Annotated in this window: 22 protein-coding genes; 11 read left to right on the top strand and 11 right to left on the bottom strand. The window is 32.0% G+C overall.

Translation table 11 applies throughout. The features are described 5' to 3' along the window. Positions 1-23 precede the first annotated feature (23 nt). From AWE51_RS09230 to AWE51_RS09210, 5 genes are all read right to left on the bottom strand, one after another. Positions 24-317: a winged helix-turn-helix domain-containing protein gene (locus AWE51_RS09230; protein WP_066312558.1), complete on the bottom strand. Its 294-nt coding sequence runs from the start codon at positions 315-317 to the stop codon at positions 24-26. A 65-nt stretch (positions 318-382) separates the two neighbouring features. After that, positions 383-988, bottom strand: coding sequence for a hypothetical protein (locus AWE51_RS09225; RefSeq protein ID WP_066312555.1), 606 nt, complete (start codon positions 986-988; stop codon positions 383-385). A gap of 194 nt (positions 989-1,182) precedes the next feature. Next, positions 1,183-1,716 carry an ankyrin repeat domain-containing protein gene (locus tag AWE51_RS09220; protein WP_082832376.1) on the bottom strand — a complete coding sequence of 178 codons (534 nt, stop codon included), beginning with the start codon at positions 1,714-1,716 and terminating at the stop codon, positions 1,183-1,185. A gap of 87 nt (positions 1,717-1,803) precedes the next feature. Next, on the bottom strand, positions 1,804-3,324 hold the full coding sequence (locus AWE51_RS09215) for a catalase (RefSeq protein WP_066312553.1): 1,521 nt from the start codon (positions 3,322-3,324) through the stop codon (positions 1,804-1,806). A 291-nt stretch (positions 3,325-3,615) separates the two neighbouring features. After that, the gene (locus tag AWE51_RS09210; RefSeq protein WP_066312730.1) at positions 3,616-4,545 is read right to left on the bottom strand and encodes a hydrogen peroxide-inducible genes activator; all 930 of its coding nucleotides are present in this window, start codon (positions 4,543-4,545) and stop codon (positions 3,616-3,618) included. Between the two features lie 356 nt (positions 4,546-4,901). Between AWE51_RS09210 and AWE51_RS09205 the strand changes: the two genes are divergently transcribed. Beyond that, on the top strand, positions 4,902-5,258 hold the full coding sequence (locus tag AWE51_RS09205; RefSeq protein ID WP_066312728.1) for a DUF1801 domain-containing protein: 357 nt from the start codon (positions 4,902-4,904) through the stop codon (positions 5,256-5,258). 9 nt (positions 5,259-5,267) lie between these two features. Here AWE51_RS09205 and kdsA read toward each other — a convergent pair whose 3' ends face one another. After that, positions 5,268-6,086, bottom strand: a complete 819-nt coding sequence (kdsA, locus tag AWE51_RS09200) for a 3-deoxy-8-phosphooctulonate synthase (RefSeq protein ID WP_066312551.1) — start codon at positions 6,084-6,086, stop codon at positions 5,268-5,270. A gap of 123 nt (positions 6,087-6,209) precedes the next feature. On the opposite strand from kdsA, the gene AWE51_RS09195 reads away from it, so the two are divergent. Together AWE51_RS09195 and typA are read left to right on the top strand one after the other, a co-directional pair. Next, the gene (locus AWE51_RS09195; protein WP_066312549.1) at positions 6,210-6,746 is read left to right on the top strand and encodes a DUF3575 domain-containing protein; all 537 of its coding nucleotides are present in this window, start codon (positions 6,210-6,212) and stop codon (positions 6,744-6,746) included. 151 nt (positions 6,747-6,897) lie between these two features. Further along, positions 6,898-8,697: a translational GTPase TypA gene (typA, locus tag AWE51_RS09190; protein WP_066312548.1), complete on the top strand. Its 1,800-nt coding sequence runs from the start codon at positions 6,898-6,900 to the stop codon at positions 8,695-8,697. 103 nt (positions 8,698-8,800) lie between these two features. On the opposite strand, the gene AWE51_RS09185 is transcribed toward typA, so the two are convergent. Continuing rightward, positions 8,801-9,454 (bottom strand): hypothetical protein, encoded by a 654-nt coding sequence (locus AWE51_RS09185; protein ID WP_066312540.1) that lies wholly within the window; start codon positions 9,452-9,454, stop codon positions 8,801-8,803. Positions 9,455-10,623: 1,169 nt separating this feature from the next. Here AWE51_RS09185 and AWE51_RS09180 point away from each other — a divergent pair. After that, positions 10,624-10,962: a tRNA-binding protein gene (locus AWE51_RS09180; RefSeq protein ID WP_066312538.1), complete on the top strand. Its 339-nt coding sequence runs from the start codon at positions 10,624-10,626 to the stop codon at positions 10,960-10,962. A gap of 5 nt (positions 10,963-10,967) precedes the next feature. On the opposite strand, the gene AWE51_RS09175 is transcribed toward AWE51_RS09180, so the two are convergent. Then, a complete protein-coding gene (locus tag AWE51_RS09175; protein WP_066312535.1) occupies positions 10,968-11,651 on the bottom strand; it encodes a cell division ATP-binding protein FtsE in 684 nt (227 codons plus the stop codon). Between the two features lie 515 nt (positions 11,652-12,166). On the opposite strand from AWE51_RS09175, the gene AWE51_RS09170 reads away from it, so the two are divergent. The 6 genes from AWE51_RS09170 to AWE51_RS09145 all read left to right on the top strand — a co-directional run bounded on the left by AWE51_RS09170 (position 12,167) and on the right by AWE51_RS09145 (position 22,034). Next, on the top strand, positions 12,167-15,193 hold the full coding sequence (locus AWE51_RS09170) for a tetratricopeptide repeat protein (protein WP_066312534.1): 3,027 nt from the start codon (positions 12,167-12,169) through the stop codon (positions 15,191-15,193). Positions 15,194-15,222: 29 nt separating this feature from the next. Beyond that, positions 15,223-16,965, top strand: a complete 1,743-nt coding sequence (locus tag AWE51_RS09165) for a TonB-dependent receptor (RefSeq protein ID WP_066312532.1) — start codon at positions 15,223-15,225, stop codon at positions 16,963-16,965. 46 nt (positions 16,966-17,011) lie between these two features. Further along, entirely contained in the window at positions 17,012-17,824 is an 813-nt protein-coding gene (locus AWE51_RS09160; protein WP_066312531.1) for a M23 family metallopeptidase, read from the top strand. An 81-nt stretch (positions 17,825-17,905) separates the two neighbouring features. Next, positions 17,906-18,508 carry a GNAT family N-acetyltransferase gene (locus AWE51_RS09155; RefSeq protein WP_066312530.1) on the top strand — a complete coding sequence of 201 codons (603 nt, stop codon included), beginning with the start codon at positions 17,906-17,908 and terminating at the stop codon, positions 18,506-18,508. 191 nt (positions 18,509-18,699) lie between these two features. Beyond that, entirely contained in the window at positions 18,700-20,067 is a 1,368-nt protein-coding gene (locus AWE51_RS09150) for a right-handed parallel beta-helix repeat-containing protein (protein ID WP_082832374.1), read from the top strand. 176 nt (positions 20,068-20,243) lie between these two features. Continuing rightward, positions 20,244-22,034, top strand: coding sequence for a DUF885 domain-containing protein (locus AWE51_RS09145; protein ID WP_066312525.1), 1,791 nt, complete (start codon positions 20,244-20,246; stop codon positions 22,032-22,034). A gap of 97 nt (positions 22,035-22,131) precedes the next feature. Here the strand turns inward: AWE51_RS09145 and AWE51_RS09140 are convergent, their stop codons facing one another. Together AWE51_RS09140 and AWE51_RS09135 are read right to left on the bottom strand one after the other, a co-directional pair. Beyond that, complete coding sequence (locus AWE51_RS09140; protein WP_066312524.1) at positions 22,132-22,620, bottom strand: GNAT family N-acetyltransferase; 489 nt, start codon at positions 22,618-22,620, stop codon at positions 22,132-22,134. A 26-nt stretch (positions 22,621-22,646) separates the two neighbouring features. Beyond that, positions 22,647-23,084 (bottom strand): hypothetical protein, encoded by a 438-nt coding sequence (locus AWE51_RS09135; protein WP_066312523.1) that lies wholly within the window; start codon positions 23,082-23,084, stop codon positions 22,647-22,649. 285 nt (positions 23,085-23,369) lie between these two features. Between AWE51_RS09135 and AWE51_RS09130 the strand changes: the two genes are divergently transcribed. Continuing rightward, positions 23,370-24,995, top strand: coding sequence for an amidohydrolase (locus AWE51_RS09130; RefSeq protein ID WP_066312522.1), 1,626 nt, complete (start codon positions 23,370-23,372; stop codon positions 24,993-24,995). A gap of 76 nt (positions 24,996-25,071) precedes the next feature. Here AWE51_RS09130 and AWE51_RS09125 read toward each other — a convergent pair whose 3' ends face one another. Further along, positions 25,072-25,854 (bottom strand): hypothetical protein, encoded by a 783-nt coding sequence (locus tag AWE51_RS09125; protein WP_232517369.1) that lies wholly within the window; start codon positions 25,852-25,854, stop codon positions 25,072-25,074. Between the last annotated feature and the right edge of the window lie 79 nt (positions 25,855-25,933).

Genomic DNA, 25,933 nt, shown 5'->3' with positions numbered 1-25,933 from the left:
AAGTAAAAGAATAAAAAAAATACCTATCCTTTTAATAATTTTTCAATGGCTTCTACGTGTTTTTTAAAAGCTTCTCGCCCTTTTTTAGTGGCGCTATAACGTGTGTTAGGCTTACGACCGATAAATGATTTTTCAACTTTTACGTATTCTTCTTTTTCTAGTGCTTTTGTGTGACTTGCCAGATTACCATCGGTAGCACCAAGAAGTTCTTTTAGCATTTTAAAATCGGCAAACTCATTTACGACTAGTATGGACATAATTCCTAACCGAATTCTATGATCAAAAGCTTTATTTATATTGTCAATTATGTTTTTCATCTGTGATTCCTGTTTTTATCAGGAATTTTTTGTTATGCTTCGAAATCTATGATTACTGTATGATTTTATCTATCATGATTGAAGTAAATCAGGCTCCCGTAAACGATATGCATTACTCCAAAACCAAGTACCCAAAACCAAAAACCATACCCTGGATAAATTGCGCAGATCAAACCTAATACAATTTCTGTATATCCCAAATATTTTACATTACCAATAGTGTATTTTGATGCATTCACTAATGCTAGACCATAAAAAATAAGCATTAATGATCCAGTTAACCCATAATGATGACTAGAGATTTTTATAAGAATATAGGCTCCACCAGTGAGTAATGGTATCAAAAAAGCGGTAATTAATCGTTGTGAAGCACTATTCCATAAAGTTTCACTGTTTTTTCGTGCTTTTCTAGTGCTTAAAAAAATAGCTGTGACTATACTTAAGGTAGCTACGACTATTAGGTCAAGCAATATATAACTGAATATTTTGCCATCAAGGATTAAATAGTCTCTCCCGCTTATACTTACAAGGTAGTACGCAATTGCAGCGCCTATAAGTGCATAGATACCTGCCATGATTCCTGATAAACCACTAAGCGAAAAAAATCGTGATGATTTATTCATCATATCCTTGATCTCGGTAATGTCTTTTAGATAATCTTCTGTGCTCATATTAAAAGTACTTTGAAATGCAAAGTAAAATTAAAATATTGAATTGTGCAAATTTTAAACGAGTTATACTTCTCCAAACAATAATTAATGAGTGGTTTTTGAGTTAGGAGATGTTATATAGTAGTGTTGTATGTCCGGTTTTGTGATGAACTAAAAAAATGAGTCCAAAATTTTTAGACTCATTTAGCTTTTGGTTACCTAAGGATATTTGCAAGTTCTACATTGGCTTGCTTTTTTGCTAGATCATAAGGAGTGTCACCATAACTATTCTTTATGGTTTTGCTGGCTTTAGCTTCTATTAGTAACTCTACAATAGCTTTGTTTCCAAAAGTTGCGGCAAAGTGCAAGGCAGTGGCGCCATTGTAATTTTGCTGATCAATGCTCACTTTATTTTTGATTAATATTCTAGCGATATCTGTATACCCTTGAAAAGCTACTCCCATTAAAGCAGTATTCCCTGAGGTGTCTGCAAGGTTAATATTTGCGTTTTTAGAGATTAAGTATTTTACTATTTCTGATTGATTATTATAAGATGCTAATATTAATAAAGAGAAACCTTTAGAGTTTTGATAATGTAATAAATCGTTATTTTTTTTAATAGCTTCTTGTAATATTTCAAGTTTCCCTTCTCTTACGACTTGTTCTAAAAGATGAAAATCTTGACTCTTTATGATATTTGGTATTATCAAACTTAGAAATACCATAGTTAACCATATTTTTGTTTTCATAACTATGTTTAGTAGTGTTAAAAATCAAATAGCCTTTAAAAGAAATTAAGAATAGGTTCTGTTAAAGGCTATTTTGTAATGTGTTATTTATCTAAAATCTTTAGCAGAAAAACCTAAAGCTTTTGCTACTCTCATGCCGTAATCTTTATCGGCACGATAAAAATGAGTAATCATTTTCTTTTGAACATCTTTACTATTAACCTGACTTAAATCTCCTACAAGATTTGCGATTAAATGTTCCTTTTCTGTATCAGTTAGAGAACGATAAAATTCACCTGCCTGACCATAATTATTTGTTTTATTTATAGGAGATTGCACAATGATTGCTTTCTCTGCAGAGCTATAAGATGCATTTCTATACTTATTTTCTTCGGCTACAGGTATATGATTACTTGGTTCATAATTAATGTCTGGATTGGGAAAACTACTGTTTCTAGAACTGTTCCAACTATCTGAATTATAGTTTATAACTTTGTTCTTAGGTTGATTAACCTTTATTTGTTGAAAGTTACCACCAAGTCTATGACGTTGCGTATCAAAATACGAAAATAATCTTCCTTGTAACATTTTATCTTCAGAAGGTTCTACACCTGGAATTAGATTTCCGGGAGCCATTGCTATTGATTCTACTTCTTCAAAAAAGTTAACCGGATTGCGGTTCAGAGTCATAGTTCCAATTTTAATTAAAGGAAATTTTTTCTCTGACCAATGTTTGGTGTCATCTAGAGGCCAAAAGTCAAAACTATTAAGATCTTCTGGTTTAATGAACTGAACATATAAATCCCATTGTGGAAATTTTTTAGTTTCTATATCTTTTCGTAAGCTTTCTGTAGCGTGACCAACATTTTTGGCTTGGATTGCAGATGCTTCTGCTGGAGTAAGGTTTTGAACTCCTTGTTTGGTTTTCCAGGTATACTTTAGGTATACTACTTTTCCTTCTTTATTTACCCATTTAAATCCATGAACACTACTTCCATCCATGTATTGATACCCTTTTGGGATCCCTAAGTCAGTAAATAACCTTGTCACCATATGTGTTGCTTCTGGTGAAAGACTCCAAAAATCAAAATATCGATTGGGGTCTTGTTTATTTGTCACAGGAGATGGTTTTACAGTATGAATAAAATCAGGAAATTTTATTGCATCTCTAATAAAAAATATAGGAAGATGATTTCCTACAATATCATAGTTTCCTTCTTCTGTATAAAATTTTACTGCAAACCCTCTTGGGTCTCTTGCAGTTTCTGCGGACCCCTTACCATGGGCGACTGTAGAGAACCGTACAGCTACATCAGTCTTTTTTCCGATTTTTTGAAAAGGAACAGCCATTGTATATTCAGACATGTCAGCAGAGGCTTCAAAATAACCAAAAGCTCCAGTACCTCTTGCATGAACAACTCTTTCAGGAATACGTTCTCTATCAAAAGCAGCAAGTTTTTCGATTAAATGAATGTCTTGTAATAAAACAGGGCCATTTACACCCATAGTTTGTGAATTTTGATTGTCTCCAACCGGGGCGCCAAAATTCGTTGTCAATTTTTGAGAAAAGCCATTTAAATAGAGGCTTAAAACCAAAAGTAATACTAGTGTTTTCTTTTGTGTGATCATGAATAAATTATTTAAAATATATTTAGTTGCACACAAAACTAATTACAAAACAACATTAATAATTTGGACTTTAGTATCCATAAATTATACAGTTATAACTAAAACTTATAGCTTTGTTAAATCAATAAATTTTAATTATCAAAAATAAATGAAACTCAAATCGATATAGTGGTATGGTAATCTGATAGGGTTTTCATTAGCGTATATTATATTTTATAATAAATATTACGAAGAAGATACGGTACGAATTGGATCTTTAAAATATTTGGTGTAGTTAGGCTTGAGTTTGAATTATCGCCATGCTACCTTACGGTAATTATTGATTTCTTTTAGATTATCAGGAATGCTCTTTTTGATAGTCAAATGCAGATCATCTATAAGTTTTTCTTTTGTAAAATTTTTATTAATGACAATACTGATTTCTCTTGTAGGCATAGGGTTTAAAAACGATTTTATAAATCTATCTTCTGATGGGTGGTTAACAGATAGTTGAGGCACTAAACTATACCCTAGACCAGCTTTTACTAATCTTTTAATGGTTTGAATAGAGCCACTTTTAAAGCTAAAATGGTGGTTTGAATGTTCTTTTTTATGCTTACAAATATTTAAGACTTGATTTCTAAAACAGTGCCCTTCTTCTAGTAGCAAAAGTTTTTCTGGAGTGAGATCATCTTGATTTACTTTTTCTGATTGGCTAAATTGTTTTGGATCTTTACAATATAAAAGAAAGGGTTCTTGATAAAGGTGTACTTCTTTCAAACCTGGATCTTCTAGAGGGGTAGATATTATACTAATATCTAAAGTGCCATTATGTAATGCTTTAACGATATGTTCGGTTTGCATTTCTTTAATGGTTAGTTTAATATTTGGATGAGTAGTTAAAAACTCTTCAAGAAAAAGAGGAAGAAGGTAAGGAGCTATTGTTGGTATAATACCTAATGTATATTCTCCAGAAATATTAGTCTTGTCTCCATAAGCATATTCATTAAATTCATTTACTTCGCGTAAAATAGATTTCGCTTTTGCAATCAATATTACGCCGATGGGAGTAGGTTCAAGAGGAGTTTTTTCTCTGTTAAAAATTGTTGAACCAATTTCGTCTTCTAATTTTTTTACTTGAATAGTTAATGTGGGTTGCGTTACAAAACATTCTTCTGCAGCTTTTACGTAGTGTCGTTTATGGTCAAGGGCGACTATATACTTGAGTTGTTGGAGTGTCATATATGTTGGTTGGTTATTGATAATATAAATACTCGTATTTATATTATCAATTTGACGTAAAAAATTATAATAACTTACTTTGTATGTAGAACTATTTTCGAATCTGTTAAAAATACACATGCTAAGATCAGTTACATGTTTTAGAATAGATGTTGATTTTAGTCGACTAGTAATTACTATTTTCCGATTTTTTAATTTCAGTAACTATTAGTGATGCAGTATTAATTCTGTAGTATTACACATATCGTTGAAGCTATCTACCACTTGTTTTTTGCAACATTTGTAAAGAGTAAGTGGTTAGATTTTTCAATTTGAAAAGGAATATTTATATTGTCATATCTTGATTGTATAATGATATGAATCCAGCAGAAACCTATATTCTTAATCAACAAGAACCGTATAAAACTATACTACTACATTTACAAGTGTTAATAGAGAATACGGTTTCTTCAGTAGAACTACTTTATAAGTACAAAATACCCTTTTATTATATTGATGGTAGACCATTTTGTTACTTAAATGTAGCTAAGGATTATGTAGATTTAGGGTTTTGGAATGCTGGTCATATTACTGTGCACTCTGATCAAATGGTCACCGCAGGACGTAAGGTCATGAAATCTCTACGATATAGAAATATTGAAGAGATTAATGAGATGGTTTTAATTGAAATTCTAGAAAATGCCTATCAAGTAAAAGATAAGAAGTTTTACTAATAAGTATGTCTATAGATTATTAATTGTTTGTCTTATTGCAACTAAATTACTTAATAACTTTTCTAAGTATTGTAAGTCTAGCATATTTGCTCCATCACTTTTCGCATTTGCAGGGTCGAAATGTGTCTCTATAAATAAACCATCAACACCAGTTGCAATACCTGCACGTGCTATAGTTTCTATCATATCAGGTCTTCCTCCAGTAACGCCACTTGATTGATTTGGTTGCTGTAAAGAATGTGTAACATCTAAAACCGTTGTACCATATTGTTTCATTGTAGGTATTCCTCTAAAATCCACAACCATATCTTGATATCCAAACATGGTTCCTCTATCTGTAATCATAGCTTTAGAATTACCAGAATCTGTAACCTTTTTTACAGCATGTTGCATGGCCTCTGGGCTCATGAATTGACCTTTTTTTAGGTTAACTGTTTTTCCGGTATTAGCTGCAGCCACAACAAGATCAGTTTGACGTACAAGAAACGCTGGGATTTGTAGGATATCCACATATTCTGCTGCTAGTGTAGCGTCTTCGTTTTCGTGAATATCTGTTACTGTTGGGATTTCAAAAGTTTCTCCAACTTTACGTAAAATTTTTAATGCCTTTTCATTGCCAATTCCTGTAAAACTATCTATACGACTGCGGTTGGCTTTTTTAAAAGAACCCTTAAAAACATATGGTATCTTCAGTTTTGATGTGATCTCTACGACTTTTTCTGCTATGCGTAGGGCCATTTCTTCTCCTTCTATAGCGCAAGGCCCAGCAAGTAAGAAAAAGTTATTGGCATCAAGATTTTTTAAGTTTTCAATTTCAGAAAGATCCATATGATATTTTTAAAAAGGCAAAGATAGGATTTTTAATAGTTGAAGTAAAGAATTATTGGTAAAAGTAACTATGGCAAGATGTTTGATTTCGACATAGACATTCACATAAAAAAACTTAGTATAATGAAAAAAATATTCACAGCATTTTTATTTTTAACTGTAGCTTTTGTAAACGCTCAAGGAAACACAAATGAAGTAGAAAAACATCAATTTAAAGCAAATCTATTACTAACTCCTGGAATAGAATATGAAGTTGGGCTCAATAAAAAAACTACCTTAGATTTTAGACTAGGTACCGGGCTTATATATGTGAAATCTAATGATGAAGAGGAGTATGGTGTTTTTTTGACCTTTGAAGGTGCATATCGATATTATTATAATTTTGAGAAAAGAGCACGTAAAGGGAAAAAGACATCTGGTAATTCTGCAAATTATATCGCTTTAACCTCATTGTACACGAATTTAGACCCGATACTGGGAGACATAGATATTAATGATAGCTATTTGGTACAGGTTGGACCTGTTTGGGGATTTCAACGCACATATAATTCTGGTTTAAATCTTGGTTTGGACTTGGGTGTTGGTTTTGCATCTACCGATGACTATGGTATTATAACACCAATTGTTAATTTTAGATTAGGTTGGGCATTTGGGAAATAATGTAGAATAAGAAGTATTAATTTTTTAAAATACAAGCAGCTTTATATGAAGGTTTTGTAAACTTTAATATAAAGCTTTTTTAATAATTAAGTTTTCATATACAACCTGTTGAAATAACTCGTACCTTTGCAGCCTTAAAAATGAGGCGTTTATGACAGCTATAAAAAATATTGCGATAATTGCTCACGTAGATCATGGTAAAACTACGTTGGTAGATAAGATTATGTACCATTGCCAATTATTTCGTGAGAATGAAAATACTGGTGATTTAATTTTAGACAACAATGACCTGGAACGTGAAAGAGGTATTACCATTACTTCTAAAAATGTTTCTGTCATATACAAAGACACTAAAATTAATATTATAGACACTCCTGGTCACGCCGATTTTGGAGGAGAAGTAGAGCGTGTATTAAACATGGCAGATGGAGTATTATTACTTGTTGATGCTTTCGAGGGACCTATGCCTCAAACACGATTTGTACTACAAAAAGCTATTGATCTTGGTTTAAAACCTTGTGTAGTTGTTAATAAGGTGGATAAAGAAAACTGTACTCCAGATGAAGTTCATGAGAAAGTATTTGACCTTATGTTCGAATTAGGTGCAGAAGAATGGCAATTGGACTTTCCAACAGTATATGGTTCTGCAAAGAATAACTGGATGAGTGAAGACTGGAAAAATGAGACGGATAACATCGAGCCATTATTAGATATGGTAATAGAACATATTCCTGCTCCAAAAATAGAAGAAGGTACAACTCAAATGTTGATTACTTCGTTAGATTTTTCTTCATTTACAGGACGTATTGCTATCGGTCGTTTACAAAGAGGTACATTAACTGAAGGAATGCAAGTTTCTCTGGTAAAACGTGATGGATCTATTAAGAAATCAAAAATAAAAGAACTTCATACTTTCGAAGGTTTAGGAAGAATGAAAGTAGAAAAAGTCGAAGCTGGAGATATATGTGCCTTAGTTGGACTAGAAGGTTTCGAAATAGGTGATACAGTAGCCGATATTGAAAATCCTGAAGGATTAAAAACTATCGCTATTGATGAGCCAACAATGAGTATGTTGTTTACAATTAATGACTCACCTTTCTTTGGAAAAGATGGGAAATTTGTAACCTCAAGACATATTAAAGAAAGACTAGAGAAAGAACTTGAAAAAAACTTGGCATTACGAGTTAATGAAACAAATAGTGCTGATAAATTTTTAGTATTTGGTCGTGGTGTATTGCATTTATCTGTCCTTATCGAAACAATGAGAAGAGAAGGTTATGAGTTGCAGATTGGTCAACCTCAGGTAATTATAAAAGAGATTGATGGCGTAAAATGTGAACCAATAGAAGAGTTAACTATAGATTTACCTGAAAATGTTTCAGGAAAAGCTGTGGAAATGGTTACCCTACGTAAAGGTGAAATGCTAAGTATGGAAGCAAAGGGAGATCGTATGGTTTGCGAATTTTTAATTCCATCTAGAGGGATTATAGGTTTACGTAACCAACTTTTAACTGCTACTGCAGGTGAGGCCATTATGGCTCACCGTTTTAAAGAATATCAGCCTTTAAAAGGAGACATTCCAGGAAGAATAAATGGTTCTTTGGTTTCAATGGAAAAAGGATCTGCTATTCCATATTCAATAGATAAACTACAAGATAGAGGTAAGTTTTTTGTTGACCCAGGAGAAGATATTTATGAAGGGCAAGTTATCGGAGAGAATTCTCGTGGAGATGATATGACCGTGAATATCACCAAAACTAAAAAATTATCTAACGTACGTTCTTCTGGAGCAGATGATAAAGCTAAGATTGTACCTGCAATTAAATTTTCACTAGAAGAAGCTTTAGAATATATTCAGAAAGATGAATACGTTGAAGTGACTCCTAATCATTTAAGATTGCGTAAAGTATTCCTTACTGAAGTAGAACGTAAGAGAAATAAAATTGTATAAATATATTGTATTACATACATAAGGAAACCCCAAATCATATGATTTGGGGTTTCTTTTTTACCAGTATATGTTAATAGTAAAAACTATACAGAAAGTTAAGACTCTAGAAGAAGGTTCTATAACTCGTACGTGCATCTAATAATCCACTTTTAACACCACTTCTAAAAACTTGAATATGGTGTAAATATTGATCTAGTCCACCAACTAATCTAAAAGAATAAGATCTGTTAGTTTCTGGTAGTGGTGTAACTGATTGTCTAAAGAATCTGTTATAACCATTTCTCCCAGAAATTACATGAACCTCAGTACTTCTGCTACCTGTATTGGATTTTTTAATTGCGTACATTGTTAACCCTCCTCTTGGTGTTAGTCCTACTAAGAAATCAAAGTTTGATCCAGTTTCGTGTAGCGCTGTGCCAGTTTGTATGATGAATTTTGTAAACCCAGATTTTCCATCTAAAACATGTATTTCTGTACTTCTAGTACCAGTACTTCTGGTTTTGATTGCTACTAAGTCAGCAAACCTATCAAAATTTACATCTAAATAAAAGCGTCTAAAATTACTACCGCTAACCGAAGAAATTAGATTTTTTGAACTGGGATTGGCGATTTCTCCTGTCCATTCTTCTTCAGAAATACCTATTTCTTGTATACTTTCTTGAGTTAACTCATCTTCTTCATTTTTATCACAACTATAGGTGATAAGTAAAATAGATAATAATAAAACTGATTTTGTTAAAAGATTAATTGTTTTCATAAATAATTAGGTTTTAAAATAAAAGAGTAGTTTAAAAATCTATTGTTAGTGCCTGCTCTTTTGGGTTAATGATTTTCTTAAAACCAAAGGTAATTGTGTCATTATTAGAAATAAATCTATCGTTGTTGGGATTTATAAATTAAGAGTTTAAATTTATAAATATCATGTGTCATGTCAAGGTTTTAATTATTTAGTTATATGAATGTTACGATGTTTTTTCATGAAAAAAATAAGGTTTTGTGAACCGATAAAGTTTGTTGTAAGGGTTTAAAGTCTTTTACAAGTACTACTCGATATAGTGTCTAAAAAAAGACAATACAAAACGTAATAATTTAATATAAAAAAGCAGTCTGAAGTATATACTTCAGACTGCCTGTCGATATTTTGGGGTAAATTTGGGGTAAAATTAGTTGTTTGGTTGGGTTAAATATTTTTCGGCTAAGTCAAATATTTGTGGTTTTTCAATTTTGGGGCGAAATACCATAAAAACATTAATCTAATTTTATACTACAAAGTTAAGATTACTTTCTTGAGTAAAACTTGTAAAAATCAATAAAATATCGTTAAAAAGTTATTTTTTTACGATTAAAGGTGCATTTATTAAGGTTTTATAGGGTTTTGAGAGCTTTTTTCTTTCGTTTTTCGAACGAGAATCTAATTACAACACCTAACTTGATTTGAATGATATTTTCATAAAGCTTTTGAACTTTTATTTCATATAAAGAATAGTTCTGTTGATAGTACTAAAATGAATTAATTTGTAGATTTATAAGTGCTATCTACTTATGCTAAAAGCAGTGTTCTTAATAGGGAAGAGCTGTTTTTTTAAAGAAAAGTCCCGAGAGGGGGATCGGGACTTTAGATAATATTTTGGGGTAAATTTGGGGTTTATTTAATTTTGGGGCAATCAATTGGGCTTTTCGATTTTGGGGCGAAGTGCCAAAAACAATGTCTTAATTTTATATTACAAATGTAAGAAGAAATACCGTTTCGTAACTTGTAAAAACCAACAAATATTCGGTAAAAAGCAATTTATTTTCGACAAAAAACACATTTTTTATTTTTTACCATCAAATGTAGTACTGTTTATGCGTAAAATGTACGAACTAACATATAATCAATTAGAAACTTTATTATTTTTATCATACTACATAAAAAATGATTATTTAATGGAAACACATTTACACTGGGAAGACTTTATGAAGGTTGATATGAGGGTTGGAACAATACTAAGTGCAGAATTATTTAAAGAGGCAAAAATGCCAGCTTATAAGATGATTGTAGATTTTGGAGAGTTTGGTAAAAGAAAAACATCAGCACAAATAACAAAATTGTATGCAGCCAAAGAGTTGATAGGAAAGCAAGTAGTTGCAGTTGTTAATTTTCCACCAAAACAAATAGCCAATATGATGAGTGAATGCCTTGTACTTGGAGTAGTAGGTCTAGACAATGATGTCACCTTGTTAAGTCCTACCAAAAAAGTAATTAATGGATTGCGTATTGGCTGAAAAATTTATGCTTTTCGTTGTACTACCTCAAAAACTTTGTTGCCATCACATTTTAGAGTTTTTGAAGGATATTTAAGAAGAAGAGCGTAGTCATGGGTAGCCATAAGAATGGTATTACCATTTTTATTAATGTCTTGTAATACTTCCATAACCTCTACAGAGGTTTGTGGGTCAAGATTTCCAGTGGGTTCATCTGCTAGTATAAGTTCTGGGTCATTTAGTAATGCTCTTGCAATCGCAATACGTTGCTGCTCGCCACCAGATAATTGATAAGGATATTTAATACCTTTTGTTTTCATACCAACTTTGTCTAACACATTATCAATTTTACTGTCCATTGCTTTTTCATCTGTCCAACCGGTAGCTTTTAAAACAAATAACAGATTGTCTTTTACAGTTCGATCATTAAGTAATTTAAAATCTTGAAATACAATACCCAATTTCCTACGCAAAAAAGGGATTTGATTTTCTTGTAAACTTGGTAAATCAAAATCCACAATACTGCCTTCACCTTCTAACAAAGGTAGATCTCCATATAGGGTTTTCATAAAGCTACTTTTTCCGGTTCCGGTTTTACCGATCAGATATACAAAATCTCCTTTGTTAACTTCGACATTAACATCAGATAGAATTAAGCTTTCGCGTTGATAAATTGATGCATCTTTTAGGCTCAATACCGTATTGGACATAGTTTATAGTTCTGGATTAATAATACTTCGTAAAAGTAAAAAGTTTTCGTTAAAAAAATGACTAATATTTAAATAAGCAATTTATTATATAAATAGACCATGAGTTAGTAGAACCAAAGTTTTAAATAATTTATTGTAAAATCAGTATAAAATATATATAAAATCGGTTTTTATGTAATAGCGTTAATAATGCAAGAAGTTTTGAAAGATGAAATCTCTAAGTACTTAATCTTATAAGAACCATTAATAGTTTAAGATTGACTTATTTTTTTGATATCACAGTCATAAAGAATTCATAATTCTAATAATGAGGTGTAATTATCTCTAAAATGTTTCGTTATTAAAATGAAGATTAGGCTATCTTTAACACAAAATTTATTCGCGGGAAACGATATTTACTTTTAATTAAAAATAAGACTATTAACACCTAACAGGATTTACTCTCTAGTTATATAGATACTTGGTGTATCTATAAACAAGGGTTGGTTCTAGTTGTTGGTTTTCTAATATATTAGATGAATACTATGAAATACATCGCTTTGATGCTTTTTGTGATTAGCCTGTCAGTCGATTTAACTGCTCAGCAATCCGAAATTTATACGAATGAGTTAGTCTTGTATAATCAGGCACTAGAATTGTATAATAACAAACAATTTCTCGCAGCACAAAATCTTTTTGATAAAGTTCGTGATGCTGTAAATGACGAGAATATTGATGCGAATTGCTCATATTATATAGCAAATTGTGCAGTATGGTTAAATCAAAAAGATGCAGATCAACTTCTTGAAGATTTTGTAGTACAATATCCAACCAGTATTAAACGAAATGCGGCATATTTGGATGCAGCAACCTATTATTTTGATAATGGAAAATACGCTTATGCTAGGAAATGGTATGAAAAAGTAGATCAAGGTAGTTTAAGTAGAACCGAAAAAGAGAAATATAATTTTAATAACGGTTATGCATACTTTAAAATACAACGGTTTAACGAAGCTAAAAAGTATTTAAACCGAGTTCAAGATTCCCCGGAATATGGGGCTAAAGCAAAGTATTACCTCGGTTTTATAGCCTATGAAGGAGATAATTATCAAGAGGCAGATAAGTTATTTGATGAAGTAAAAGATTTAGATCAATACAATAAAAATCTATCCTATTTTCAGAGTGATATGAATTTTAAATCTGGAAATTTTCAAGAAGCTATTACCGAAGGAATATCGCAATTGCCAAAATCAAAACCATCAGAAAAGTCAGAGTTAAACAAGATCATAGGAGAAAGTTATTTTAATCTTGGTCAATATGATAAAGCAATACCTTACCTTAAAGGATATAAAGGAAGAAAAGGAAAATGGAATAATACAGATTATTATTTCTTGGGATATGCCTATTATAAACAAGGCGATTATCAAAATGCGATTTCTGAATTTAATAAAATTGTAGGGGGTAAAAATGCAACTGCACAAAATGCATATTACCATCTGGCAGAATCATATTTAAAAACAGACCAAAAACAGCAAGCGCTTAATGCGTTTAAAAATGCTTCAGAAATGAATTTTGAAGCTAAAATTAAAGAGGATGCGCTATATAATTATGCCAAATTAAGTTATGAAATAGGGAACTCTTATGAAAGTACACCAAAAGTTTTATTGAGATATCTAGATGAGTATCCAAGCACAGAATTTAAAGAAGAAATCAAAGAGCTTTTGATCAGTTCCTATATAACCTCTAAAAATTATAAGGAGGCAATGGACTTATTAGAAGGTAGCCGCAATTTTGCAGATAAAGAAGTGTATCAAAAAGTAGCTTTTTATCGTGCTATAGAATTATACAACGAAAACAATCATGCAGAGGCGATAACCTATTTTGATAAATCTTTGAAACAACCAGTAGATCCAAATTTTACATCTAGAGCGACATATTGGAAAGCAGAAAGTGAATATCTGCTTAACGATTATGATAGTGCTTTAATAGGATTTAAGCAGTTTCAAGGAAGCACAGGAGCTTCAACTACAGTAGAATATCAACAGATAGACTATAATTTAGGATACACATATTTTAAGTTGAAACAATATCCACAAGCAGCAAAGTATTTTGAAACTTTTTCTGAAAAAGATAATGTTGATGAAGCTAGACAAATAGATACATACCTTAGGTTAGGTGATAGTCATTTTATTTCTAGTAAATATTGGCCGGCTATGGAAGCCTATAACAAGGCAATCAAGAAAAACGGACCAGATTCTGATTATGCACATTACCAAAAAGCTATTAGTTATGGTTTTGTAAATAAGCATGATAAAAAAATACAGGATTTAGAAATGTTTCTAAAACAATACCCAAGATCAACATATAGAGATGATGCGATGTTTGCTTTAGGGGATGTTTATATTTCAGAAAATAAAACAGAACGCGGTATCCAAGCGTATGATCGTTTGATACGAGATATACCTAGAAGTTCATATGTGCCTAAAGCATTATTAAAACAAGGTCTTGTGTTTTACAATGGAGATCAAGGAAATAAAGCCTTGTCTAAATTCAAAAAAGTAGTAGCAGAGTATCCTGATACAGACGAGGCGTTACAAGCGGTAAATACTGCAAGATTAATTTATGTAGATTTAGGTAGAACCGATGAGTATGCTACTTGGGTAAAAGGGTTAAGTTTTGTTGATGTTAGTGACGCTGATCTGGATAACACCTCATATGAAGCAGCAGAAAAACAGTTTTTAGAAAATAATGATAATGCGGCTATCTCAGGATTTGAAAAATACTTAAATGAATTTCCTAATGGCTTACATGCGTTAAAAAGTCATTTTTATCTCGCACAATTATATTTCAAAAATAACGATAAAGATGTAACGATTCCTCATTATGAATATGTGCTTAAAAATGATAGAACAGAATTTACAGAGCAAGCATTGGCAAGATTGTCACAGGTGCATCTAGAAAATCGTAGCTACGAAAAAGCCATCCCGATATTAGAACGTCTAGAAAGTGATGCAGATTATCCGCAAAATATCATTTTTGCACAATCTAATTTAATGAAATCATATTATCAATTATTGAAGTATCAAAAAACAATCGAATATGCAGATAAGGTATTGGCTAATCCTAAAATTCAAAATGATGTAAAAAGTGATGCTAAAATTTTTACTGCAAGAGCAGCATTAAAAACTGTAGATATGGTACGTGCTAAAAAAGCGTATGCCGAAGTACAAAAAATAGCTACAGGAGAATTAGCAGCAGAGGCATTGTATTATGCAGCATATTTTGAAAATGACGAGGGAAAATACAAGTCGTCTAACGAAACCATTCAAAAATTGGCTAAAGATTATCCAGGATACCGATTATATGGTTCTAAAGGGTTATTATTAATGGCTAAGAATTTCTACGGACTTAAAGATGCCTATCAAGCCACGTATATTTTGGAAAGTGTGATTAAGAATTTTGCAGATTTTCCTGAAGTAATTGATGAGGCAAGTGCCGAACTCAAAAAAATCAAAGCCAAAGAGGCAAAAACAAATTCATCCATCCAAACTGAAGAGCAGTAGTAATTAGTTTTAAAAATGACGCGTATCTTATGATTAGATATTTTCAAAAAACAATACCTTTTATTTGTATGGGTATAGTAAGTTGGGGAACACTTGCACAAGAAAAAGAAGAAGAAACCCTGGATACAGAACGTGTAGTAATTGTTAAAGCTTATACGCCTACAATTAGCGATGCATTTAAGATAAAATCTACACCGATACTTAATGATTCTGTTACCCAAAAGAAAAAGCAAATACGATACAGTATTTTTTCTGTTCCAGTGGCATCTACTTATACACCTGCAAAAGGAAAAGCGGCTAATATTGATCGACCTAAACGTATTAAGATTTATGATAATTATGCAACATTAGGATTTGGAAACTTTACCTCTGCACTAGCAGAATTTTATAGTAATTTTCAAATCAATCGTTCTGATAATCTAGGGATATACTTGCATCATAATTCTTCGCAAGGGGGTATCGATGAAGTGCAATTAGATGATAAATTTTACAATTCATTTTTAGACGTTAATTATACTTCGCGTAGTAGAAAATATACTTATGGTCTAGAAGTGGGAGCAGAACACCAGTTGTATAATTGGTATGGGTTACCTGAGGTGCCCACATTGACTCAAGAACAAATTGCAGCTATAGATCCTCAACAAAGTTATTTCGGAATTAAATTAGGAGGAAAACTTCAGTTTGATGATTTATACTTTAAAAAAGCTTCTTTAAGATATCGCTTTTTTGGTGATGCTCTAGGGTCTACAGAACATCATGTGGTGGCAAAACCTACATTTGAGTTCGAAATGGGAGACTCATTAATCAATACCGATTTTATTGTAGATTATGTAAGCGGAAGTTTTGATCGTGACCTGGATCCTGTCTTACAAACCCCAAATAATTATGGGATACTTAATTTAGGTGTAAACCCCAGTTTGGTTATTTTGAGAGATAATCTTACGGTGAATTTAGGAGCAGCAGTATATTATAGTATTGATACCGAAAACAGTGATAATGATTTCTTTATTTATCCAAAAGTTACCGCATCGTATAGATTGTTAGATGAGGCTGTAATAGCTTACGGTGGGTTAGAAGGAACATTGCAACAAAACACGTATAGAAATGCAGTGCAAAAGAATCCTTTTGTTTCACCAACATTAATTTTGGAACCTACAAATATGCTTTATGATGCCTATATTGGATTAAAAGGTAAGATTTCAGATATAGTGAGTTATAATGTTCGTGGGAGTTATATTTCTGAAGATGAAAAGCCTTTATTTGTTAACAATAGAAGTGCTACACTTCAACTGGAAGGTTACGATTTTGGAAATTCTTTTTCTTATCGTTATGATGATGTAAATACAGTTATAGGTTATGGAGAACTTAATTTTGAAATCAATAAAAAGTTTAAACTAGGAGCTGCTGCAGAATATTTTAGTTATAGTAGTGAAGATGAGCAAGAAGCTTGGAATCTACCAGAAATAAAGGCATCGGTATTAGTAGACTACCAAATCAACAAGCAGTGGTTTTTAGGAGGGCAATTATTTTATGTAGGTGAACGAAAAGATATAGATAATACCGTTGCGGTTGTACCTACAGTTCCCGAAGCAACAGTTACATTAGATTCTTATTTTGATGCTAATATTAACGTCGGCTATCGATTAAATGATCAACTGTCTTTCTTTGTAAAAGGAAATAATTTAGTAGGAGATAATTATGAAAAATGGGTGAATTTTCCTGTTCAGGATATTCAAATCTTAGGAGGAGCGACATATAAGTTTGATTATTAACAAAATCAGGAATAACTTTTGTTATATTTAATAAAAGTAAACCCCTATGAAAAATACTATTCTGGTTATTTTAAGTTTATGTTCATTGATTGTCTTTTCGCAAGATAACTTTAAGCTTTATTATGAAGAAACAGATAATGGATTTGTAATTCTAGCAGATAACGATGAGTATAGTCCGGTTTCTGCCAAGATGAATTTTACACTAGAAAATCTTAAATCGTCTAATGGAAATAATAAAGTATTTGTAGTGCCAGCCATGACTAAGCGACATATAATTACTAATTTAAGCGTGATTGATCGAAAAAAACGGGTGAAATTAGGGTATGAGTCGGTGTATAATCATGGTGATCATAATCAAAAAGAGTATGATAAAGATTTCAACTATTATCTTCCCTATGGTAAAGGAAATACATTTTGGCTTTCTCAAGGGTATAATGGAGCTACTTCTCATAAAAATGAAAATGCATTAGATTTTAAAATGCCTATGGGTACCAAGATTTATGCTGCTAGAGGAGGAGTTGTTATAGATGTTGAAGAAAGTAATAGCAAAAGCTGTACAACACCAGAATGTGCGAAACTGAATAATTTTATATTGGTCTATCATAGTGATGGTACTTTTGCAGAATATACACATATCCAAAAAGGCGGAGCCAAAGTGACTGTTGGTGATCAGGTAAAAATTGGTCAGCTAATCGGTTATAGCGGAGATGTAGGTTGGGCAACAGGTCCTCATTTACATTTTATAGTGTTTCTTCAAGAGCTTAAAGATAGGGTTACTTTAAAAACAAAGTTCCTTATAGATACCGGAAAAAAAGCCATTCTACTTTCAGAAAAAGAACAATATACAAGAGCATACTAGCCTTGAATCATTTTATAGGGTTTTTGAGCATAAAATGAGGTGACCTTAATAGGTGGTAAATTAATTAATATTATTATTTAAATGCTAAATTTTGATTTTTCAAAAGTATATGTGCTCGAAGATGATTTTGTAAAACTTCGACCATTACAAATGAACGATATAGAGCATCTGTTGGATATAGCTAATGAACCTGGTATTTGGGACTACTCATTTATAAAAGGGGATGGAGAAGAGCGGCTTACAGCATATATAAAAACTGCGATAACTAATAGAAAAGCTAAAAAAGAATATCCATTTATTGTATATGATAAAATAAAAGATCAATATGCGGGTAGTACTCGATATTGCGAAATATCATCCATATTATCTGCGATACGATTGGGGTATACCTGGTATGGCTCTGCATTTAGAGGAACAGGGTTAAATAAACATTGTAAATATTTGCTTTTTGAGTTTGCTTTTGAAACCATGGGAGCACAGCGTATAGGGTTAGGTTCGTATGTCGAAAATAAAGTGAGTATCGCTGCAATGCAAAGTGTTGGTTGTGAGCAAGAAGGAGTTTTAAGAGGTGTTTTTCCTGCAATTAATGGTGAAGGAAGAACCGATGGCGTATTATTGAGTATCCTTAAAGATGAATGGTTAGCCGAAGAAAAAGCAAAACTCAAAGCAAAATTTAAAGTGTAACCTAGCAGGTAATTTACATCTTATAAAATTTGATGTAATCGATAAAATTTTCACCACCAATCTTCTTAAGGTGAGAATCTACATTTTTTTAATTAGCATAAAGAAATATTAGAAAAAAAGGTAACACTTTAGGTTTCTAAGACATTGATATTTTAGTAAGTTTTCTAATTAATTTTTAAAATCTAATAAATATGAAATTTAGGTATTTAATATTGCTATGTTTAACAATGGTATATGTTGGTTGTAGTGAAGATGAACAAGTGAATAGCGATATTGTAGCAAAGACAATATCAATTGTCAATGTATTAGATCATGGAGCATTAGGTGATGGTGTAACAAATGATACGCAAGTAATCCAAAATTTGCTTGATGATACTTCTATCCAGACAATATTATTTGAAACCAATAAAGTATTTGTAATAGATGATTTAACGATACCTTCTAATAAAACACTAATAATAGACGGGACTTTACAAGTGAATAGTAATATGAATTATGGATATGAGTATTATAACTTTATATATGGTAAAAATGTAAATGATGTAATAATTACGGGTAATGGTTTTATAGATGGTAATAAAAGAGCTCTTAATAATGGGTATTTTTCTCTTATTAAATTTGAAGATAGTAATAATATAGAAGTGTCTGTAAAAAAGATCGGTAATAATAGATTACCAAATCCAAAACATAGCTCATTGACACTTGGTTGTATATATATGATCAATTGTAATGATGTTAAGGTACAAGATATGACAATGGAAAATTGGAGTAGAGAAGGGGTTTGGCTTTTGAATTGTAAAGATTCTAATATAAATAATGTAGATTTTAATGGTGATGTTGACTCTTGGTCGGGAATTCAAGTTGGCGATGGCTCTAATAATTCAGTAAGCTTCTGCAATGTAAAAAATGCAGGAGCTAGTGGGATAAGTTTTGATACTAAATTTTCCACACTTAGTAACTGCATTGTAGAAGATAATACATTTCATCATGGATTTAATTTTGGACACTCTGGATTACCAACTGAAAATTGTCGAATTTCAGATTGTATATCCAGAAATTCAGCCGTAAACGGATTTAATTTTGGGTTCGGTTCAAATAACAATAATGTTAGTAATTGTCATGTTGATAACGCCAATGATAAGGGGTTTAATGTTTCTAATAATGCGACTAACATTGATTTTGACAATATTTCCGCAAAACAGAGTAATGTTGGATTGGCACTTTTTGAAACATCGGTCAGAGTTACTAATTCTGAGTTTTTGAATAATACTACATTCGCATTTTTTAATATTGGAAACAGTGCGGATTATGTGTTTAGAAATGTAAGATTGTCTAATGATCCAATGCAAGGGGAGATAAACTTTACAGACCCAGAAATAGATTTTACAAATTTTAGAATCTCAAATGGAAATGTTCGTAAACTTTCTAAAATAAGACTAGAGTCCGCTCAAGGTAATACAGCAGTAGCTTTTCTTAAAGAAATAGGGAATGGATATTTTGTTGTAGAAACAGCGTTAGAACCAAATAGTTCTGCGCATTTAAAATATTATATCGAATAATGTATATTTAAAATAAAAAATCAGTAAAAGCTTTGAGGCATAGAAGAAATTCTATGCCTTCTTTTTATAATAGTATAACTCAAAGCAAAACTTAGGACTTAAGATGTTGTTAAGCAGTAAATCTTCTAGAGCAAATTTTGCTATCTTTCAACACTCAAAACAAAACACATAATACCATGATTAAAAGAATACTTACTGTAGTTTATCTAGCAGTAGTTTTTACCGCATGTAAAAATGAAGTCACTACAAAAGAACCTGAGGCCAATGTTGATGTTAGTGCCAAGTTTAATAAAATGCTGGATAATTATTATGAAGAAGGACTTAAACTAAACCCTGTACAAGCTACCTTTGCAGGGGATAATCGTTTTAATGATCAGTTTCCTAATCCATTAGCAGATGAAACAGTAGCAAAAGTAAAAGCATATTATACTACATATAAAGAAATGCTAGATCAATTTGATGATGCTTCTCTTTCTGCTAGTGAAAAAATGAGCAAAGCTATCCTAAAATGGGAGTGTGATATTAACCTAGAAGCTTTTAAATTTAAAAAAGAGTATTTCCCGATTGATCAAATGTGGTCGATTAATCTTGTTGCAGGTCAGTTAGCAAGTGGTGCAAGTGCACAACCTTTTGAAACGGTAGAAGATTATAATAATTGGCTAAAACGTCTTGAAGGGTATTTAGAATGGTTGACTTCAGCAGAGTCAAAAATGAAAGAAGGTATGCAAGCGGGATACGTTCTTCCTAAATCTTTAATTACAAAAGTCCTTCCGCAGTTAGAAGCGTTAACAGTAGAAGATTTAGATAAGCATCTTTTTTATACACCAGTCAAAAATTTTCCAGAAGGTTTTTCAGAAGAAGATAAAAAACAACTCACTGAAGCATATACTAAAATGGTTTCAGAAAAAATTGTTCCTGCATACAAAAGTTTGCATAAGTTCATGAGTGCTGAGTATATGGAAGCAGGTAGAGCAAGTTCTGGGATTTCCGATATTCCAAACGGAGCTGATCTATATAAGTATCAGATTAAATTGTATACTACTACAAATATGACTGCCGATGAGATTCATGAATTAGGATTGTCTGAAGTGGCACGTATTTCTGCGGCAATGGAAAAGATTAAAAATGAAGTAGGATATAAAGGGGATTTAAAATCATTCTTTGATTATGTACGTACTAAGAAGGAACTAATGCCTTTTAAAGATCCTCAAGAAGTGATCGATAATTTTAATGCGATTCATAACCGCATGAAACCACAGATTGAAAAATTATTCGATGTTAAACCTAAAACGCCTTTTGAGGTACGTCGTACCGAAGCGTTTCGTGAGAAATCTGCAAGTGCAGAATATAACCCAGGTTCTTTAGATGGTACTCGTCCTGGGATTTTTTACACACCAATACCAGATGTAACAAAGTATAATACCTATAGTGATGAGTCTTTGTTTTTGCATGAGGCAATTCCTGGACATCACTATCAAATTTCATTAACGCAAGAAAGTAAAGATCTTCCGCAGTTTAGAAAAACACTTTGGTATAGTGGTTATGGAGAAGGTTGGGCTTTATATAGCGAATCTTTGGGTAAAGAACTTGGATTATATACCGATCCTTATCAATATTTTGGAATGTTAGGAGCAGAAATGCATAGAGCGGTTCGTTTAGTAGTGGATACAGGGCTTCATGCTAAGGGTTGGACACGAGAGCAAGCAATACAATATTCTTTGGATAATGAAGCAGAATCTGAAGCAGGAATAACTTCTGAAATTGAACGATATATGGCTAATCCTGGACAGGCACTATCTTATAAAATTGGACAATTGAAAATAAGAGAACTTCGAGCTAAAGCAGAGGTAGCATTAGGAGATAAATTTGATATTCGTGAGTTTCATAATCAAGTTTTAGAAACAGGTTGTGTGCCATTGGCGTTGTTAGAAGATAAAATAAGTACTTGGATTATTGCAAGTAAATAATCTAGAAGTTTTTCAAAAAAAACACACCCAAAATCTATTGATTTTGGGTGTGTTTTTTTTGAAACAGATCTAATGTATGATATGGATTTGAGTAAAGTTAAAGTTTACGGTAAAAAATATGAGCATCAACATATCCTTCCTGATAATGATGAAAACCTTCTGGGATAGTGCCAATAATTTTAAAACCATTATCTAACCATGTTTTTATTGCTCCTTTGTTTGTGCTTACTACTAAGTTAAATTGCATAGCTTTATATCCTACTTCTTTGGCTTTGATTATAGAATGCGCACATAATTGATGTCCGATTCGTAATCCTCTTCGTTCTGATTTTACCATATACGAAGCATTTGCGATATGATTGCCATAACCTGGTTGATTATCTTTAAAAATATAAGCACCTACAACTTCATTTTCTATAGTAGCAACATAGATATGGTTTGTAAGATTAATCCAACTTTTTTCAATTGTTGCTCTTGTTGAAGTATGATTATATGAAAAGTAAATCTTTTGTGCCATAACATCATGCCACATCTGCCAGATAAACTCTAGGTCATCAACTTCAGCTCTACGAATAGTAATATTCATATATTGGTTTCTTCAGTTAGTGTTATTTAATTGGGCCAGTCATAGTCGTTATCGTCGTTAAACGGAACCCCAATCTCTATATTAATTACAATTCCAAATTCTACATTAAGTGTAATCCAATAGTCATCATTGCTATGGGTTGCAAAAAAATCATAGTCCTCAATTTCCCAATCAGAAATAATGTCTCCAAATATTTTATCTTTTACAAAATCTATTTTTGAATTTATAATAGCATGTCCATTAAATTCTAATTTTGGATTCGAGGTTTGCAAATATCCTAGACGATTATCCTCATTCTTGTATATAGTTAATCTTAATTTTTGATCATTATATTCTAAAAGTTGCTGATCGTCGTCGTCGTCACTAATTCTTTTTCTATCTGGCATTCCTAGCACTTCATAAACCTCTTTTTTAGACATTCCGAATGTAAGATTATCTAAGCCCAGTTTTGGTTTTAAATCCATGTGTTTATTTTTTTAGTTTATACAAATTAAAGAAAAGAAGAACTATAATCACGATAGTTTTAAGTTTTTACCATAAGGTTATGATAAAGGTTATAATTAATAAAAAAGAATAGTATTTATTTGTCCTTTTCTAATTCTAATAAAGCGCATTTTTGTAGGTCATTTTTTGCTTAATTTATCGCTTAGGATTTTGTAAGTCAATCTTTATTAAGAAAACCTTAACCTTTTAAAATATAGATATTCCTACTTTTAAGCACTATTACATACATCAAACTCAAATACACAATGCAAAAAGTTATTCTATTATTTAGTATTACACTGTTTTTTATTTCTTGTCAAGAACCCAAAAAAGATGCAGATCTTTTGGTATTAAATGCAAACATATATACAGTAGATGATGATAAACCAAAAGCAGAAGCTTTTGTAATTAAAGACGGAAAATTTATAGCGGTTGGAACAAGTGAAACATTAATGAAACAATATAATGTTTCTGATACTTTGGATGCAAATGGAAAAACTATCGTTCCAGGATTAATAGACGCACACTGTCATTTTTATAGATTAGGATTACAGCAGCAAAAAGTTGATTTAAGAGGGACCAAAAGTTATGATGAGGTACTAGAACGTATCGTATCATTTCAAAAAGAAAATAATGTAGCTTTTATAACAGGTAGAGGTTGGGATCAAAATGATTGGGAAGTGAAAGAGTTCCCAACCAAAGAAAAATTAGATAGTTTATTTCCTAACATCCCTGTAGCGATGCGACGTGTTGATGGTCATGCTTTGTTGGTAAATCAAAAAGCATTGGATCTGGCTAAAATTACGGTAAATACTAAAGTTGAAGGAGGGGATATTATTATAAAAGGAGGTAAACTTACAGGAGTACTTATTGATAACCCAATGAGGTTAATAGAATCAACTATACCGGAGCCTAGAGTTCACGAACAAGTTCAAGCTTTAAAAGAAGCCGAAAAAATTAATTTCAGTTATGGTTTAACTACTGTTGATGATGCAGGATTGAGTCCTCAGGTAATACAATTAATTGATAGCTTACAAAACAAAAAAGAGCTTAGTATCAGGATGTATGCCATGGTTAGTAATGTGCCAGAGTATGTGGACTATTATTTAAAAAATGGAGTGCATAAAACAGATAAATTGAATGTCTCATCTTTTAAAGTGTATGCAGATGGGGCTTTGGGATCTCGTGGTGCTACTTTAAAAGAACCATATAGCGATCAAGATGAACATTTTGGAGCTATGGTAATTGGCAATGCAGAATTTAAAGCATTAGCAAAAAAATTGGCGGGATCTCCTTTTCAAATGAATACACACGCTATTGGTGATTCTGCGAACGCTGTTGTCATGAAAACGTATTATGAAGTTTTACAAAACAAATCGGATCGTAGATGGAGAGTGGAACATGCACAAGTAGTAGCTCCAGAAGAGTTTGAGATTTTAAATGATAATTTAGTCATGAGTGTACAACCTACTCATGCTACTAGTGATATGTATTGGGCAGATGAACGATTAGGAAACGAACGTATTAAGGGAGCTTATGCTTATAAAAAGTTATTAGAAAAAACCGGTAAAGTAGCTTTAGGTACTGATTACCCTGTAGAACAAGTAAGTCCTTTTTATACTTTTTATGCAGCAGTAGCAAGAAAAGATCTAAAACAATACCCAGAAGGTGGTTTTCAAAAAGAAAATGCGCTTACACGAGAAGAGACTTTAAAAGGAATGACAATATGGGCGGCTTACAGTAATTTTGAAGAAACAGAGAAAGGGAGTATAAGCATAGGTAAATTTGCAGATTTTGTAATCCTGGAAGAGAATATTATGGAAGTAGATGAAGATAGGATTCCAAATATCAAAGTGAATGCAACGTATTTAGATGGTAAAAAAGTTTTTTAAATAATAAGAAATAACTCCATTAAAAAAGCATCACTCTGTATTAAAGTGATGCTTTTTTGGTAGTATTTTGTTTTTTTTATCTTCCTCCGTTAGCACGTAAATCTGCGATACATTGTGCATCTAATTCGGGTACTATTTCTCCCATTCCCATCATACCGCTGGCAAATTCTATTGCAGCTTCCATAAGGCAGCTCTCTACGTTACAGTGACCACCTGCTTCTGGATCTTCATGATCAGATTGTAAAGGAGTACCAATGTTAACTAATCCCATAAGGTGTGCAAATTCATGATTGAGTGTTGCTGTTTCTATCGTAGGAAGAGATGGAGCTCCAGGTCTTGTGCTAAGTCTACGTAGTGTGCTTTCATAAATAACCATAGACGTATTTCTATAGGCTGTTCCTAATGTTACCTGCGTATTGGTGTCTCCTTCATTATTTCCATCAGCAAAGTACACATAAACTGTTATTTCATCCCCTGCATTAAATAGACCTCTATTTCCATCTTCAATTTCTCTGATTTCGTCTACGGTAAAAGGAGCTCTATTAGACGAAGCTACAGAGCGCTGGTTGATGGTGATTCCATCTGGTTTAAATATTCTATTTTCTAAAAACTGTCTAAAAGCATCTACTGCAGTAGATGTAGGCTCAAACCCTTGAACAGATACGATTTCTATTGTTATACTTTTAAATTGATTATCACTTAAAAGATCATTAGCAGAACTCCCAAGAGGTTGTCTGTTAGCAACATTAAAAGAATTTGGTGTATTGTTGTTATCTGGGGCTGCATCATCATCGTTAGAACAACTTACTAGTAAAAATGAAGTGATAAATAGATAACTTAGAAACTTTGTAATTTGCACGGGATATAGTTTTTAGTGAATAATAGTTAGTAAATAAAAAAGTTTAGTAGATGATTGTTTAAAAATAGGAGTTTACCCA

It is taken from the genome of Aquimarina aggregata (genome assembly GCF_001632745.1).
GTDB lineage: Bacteria > Bacteroidota > Bacteroidia > Flavobacteriales > Flavobacteriaceae > Aquimarina > Aquimarina aggregata.
This window is presented reverse-complemented; position numbering and strand designations above follow the sequence as displayed.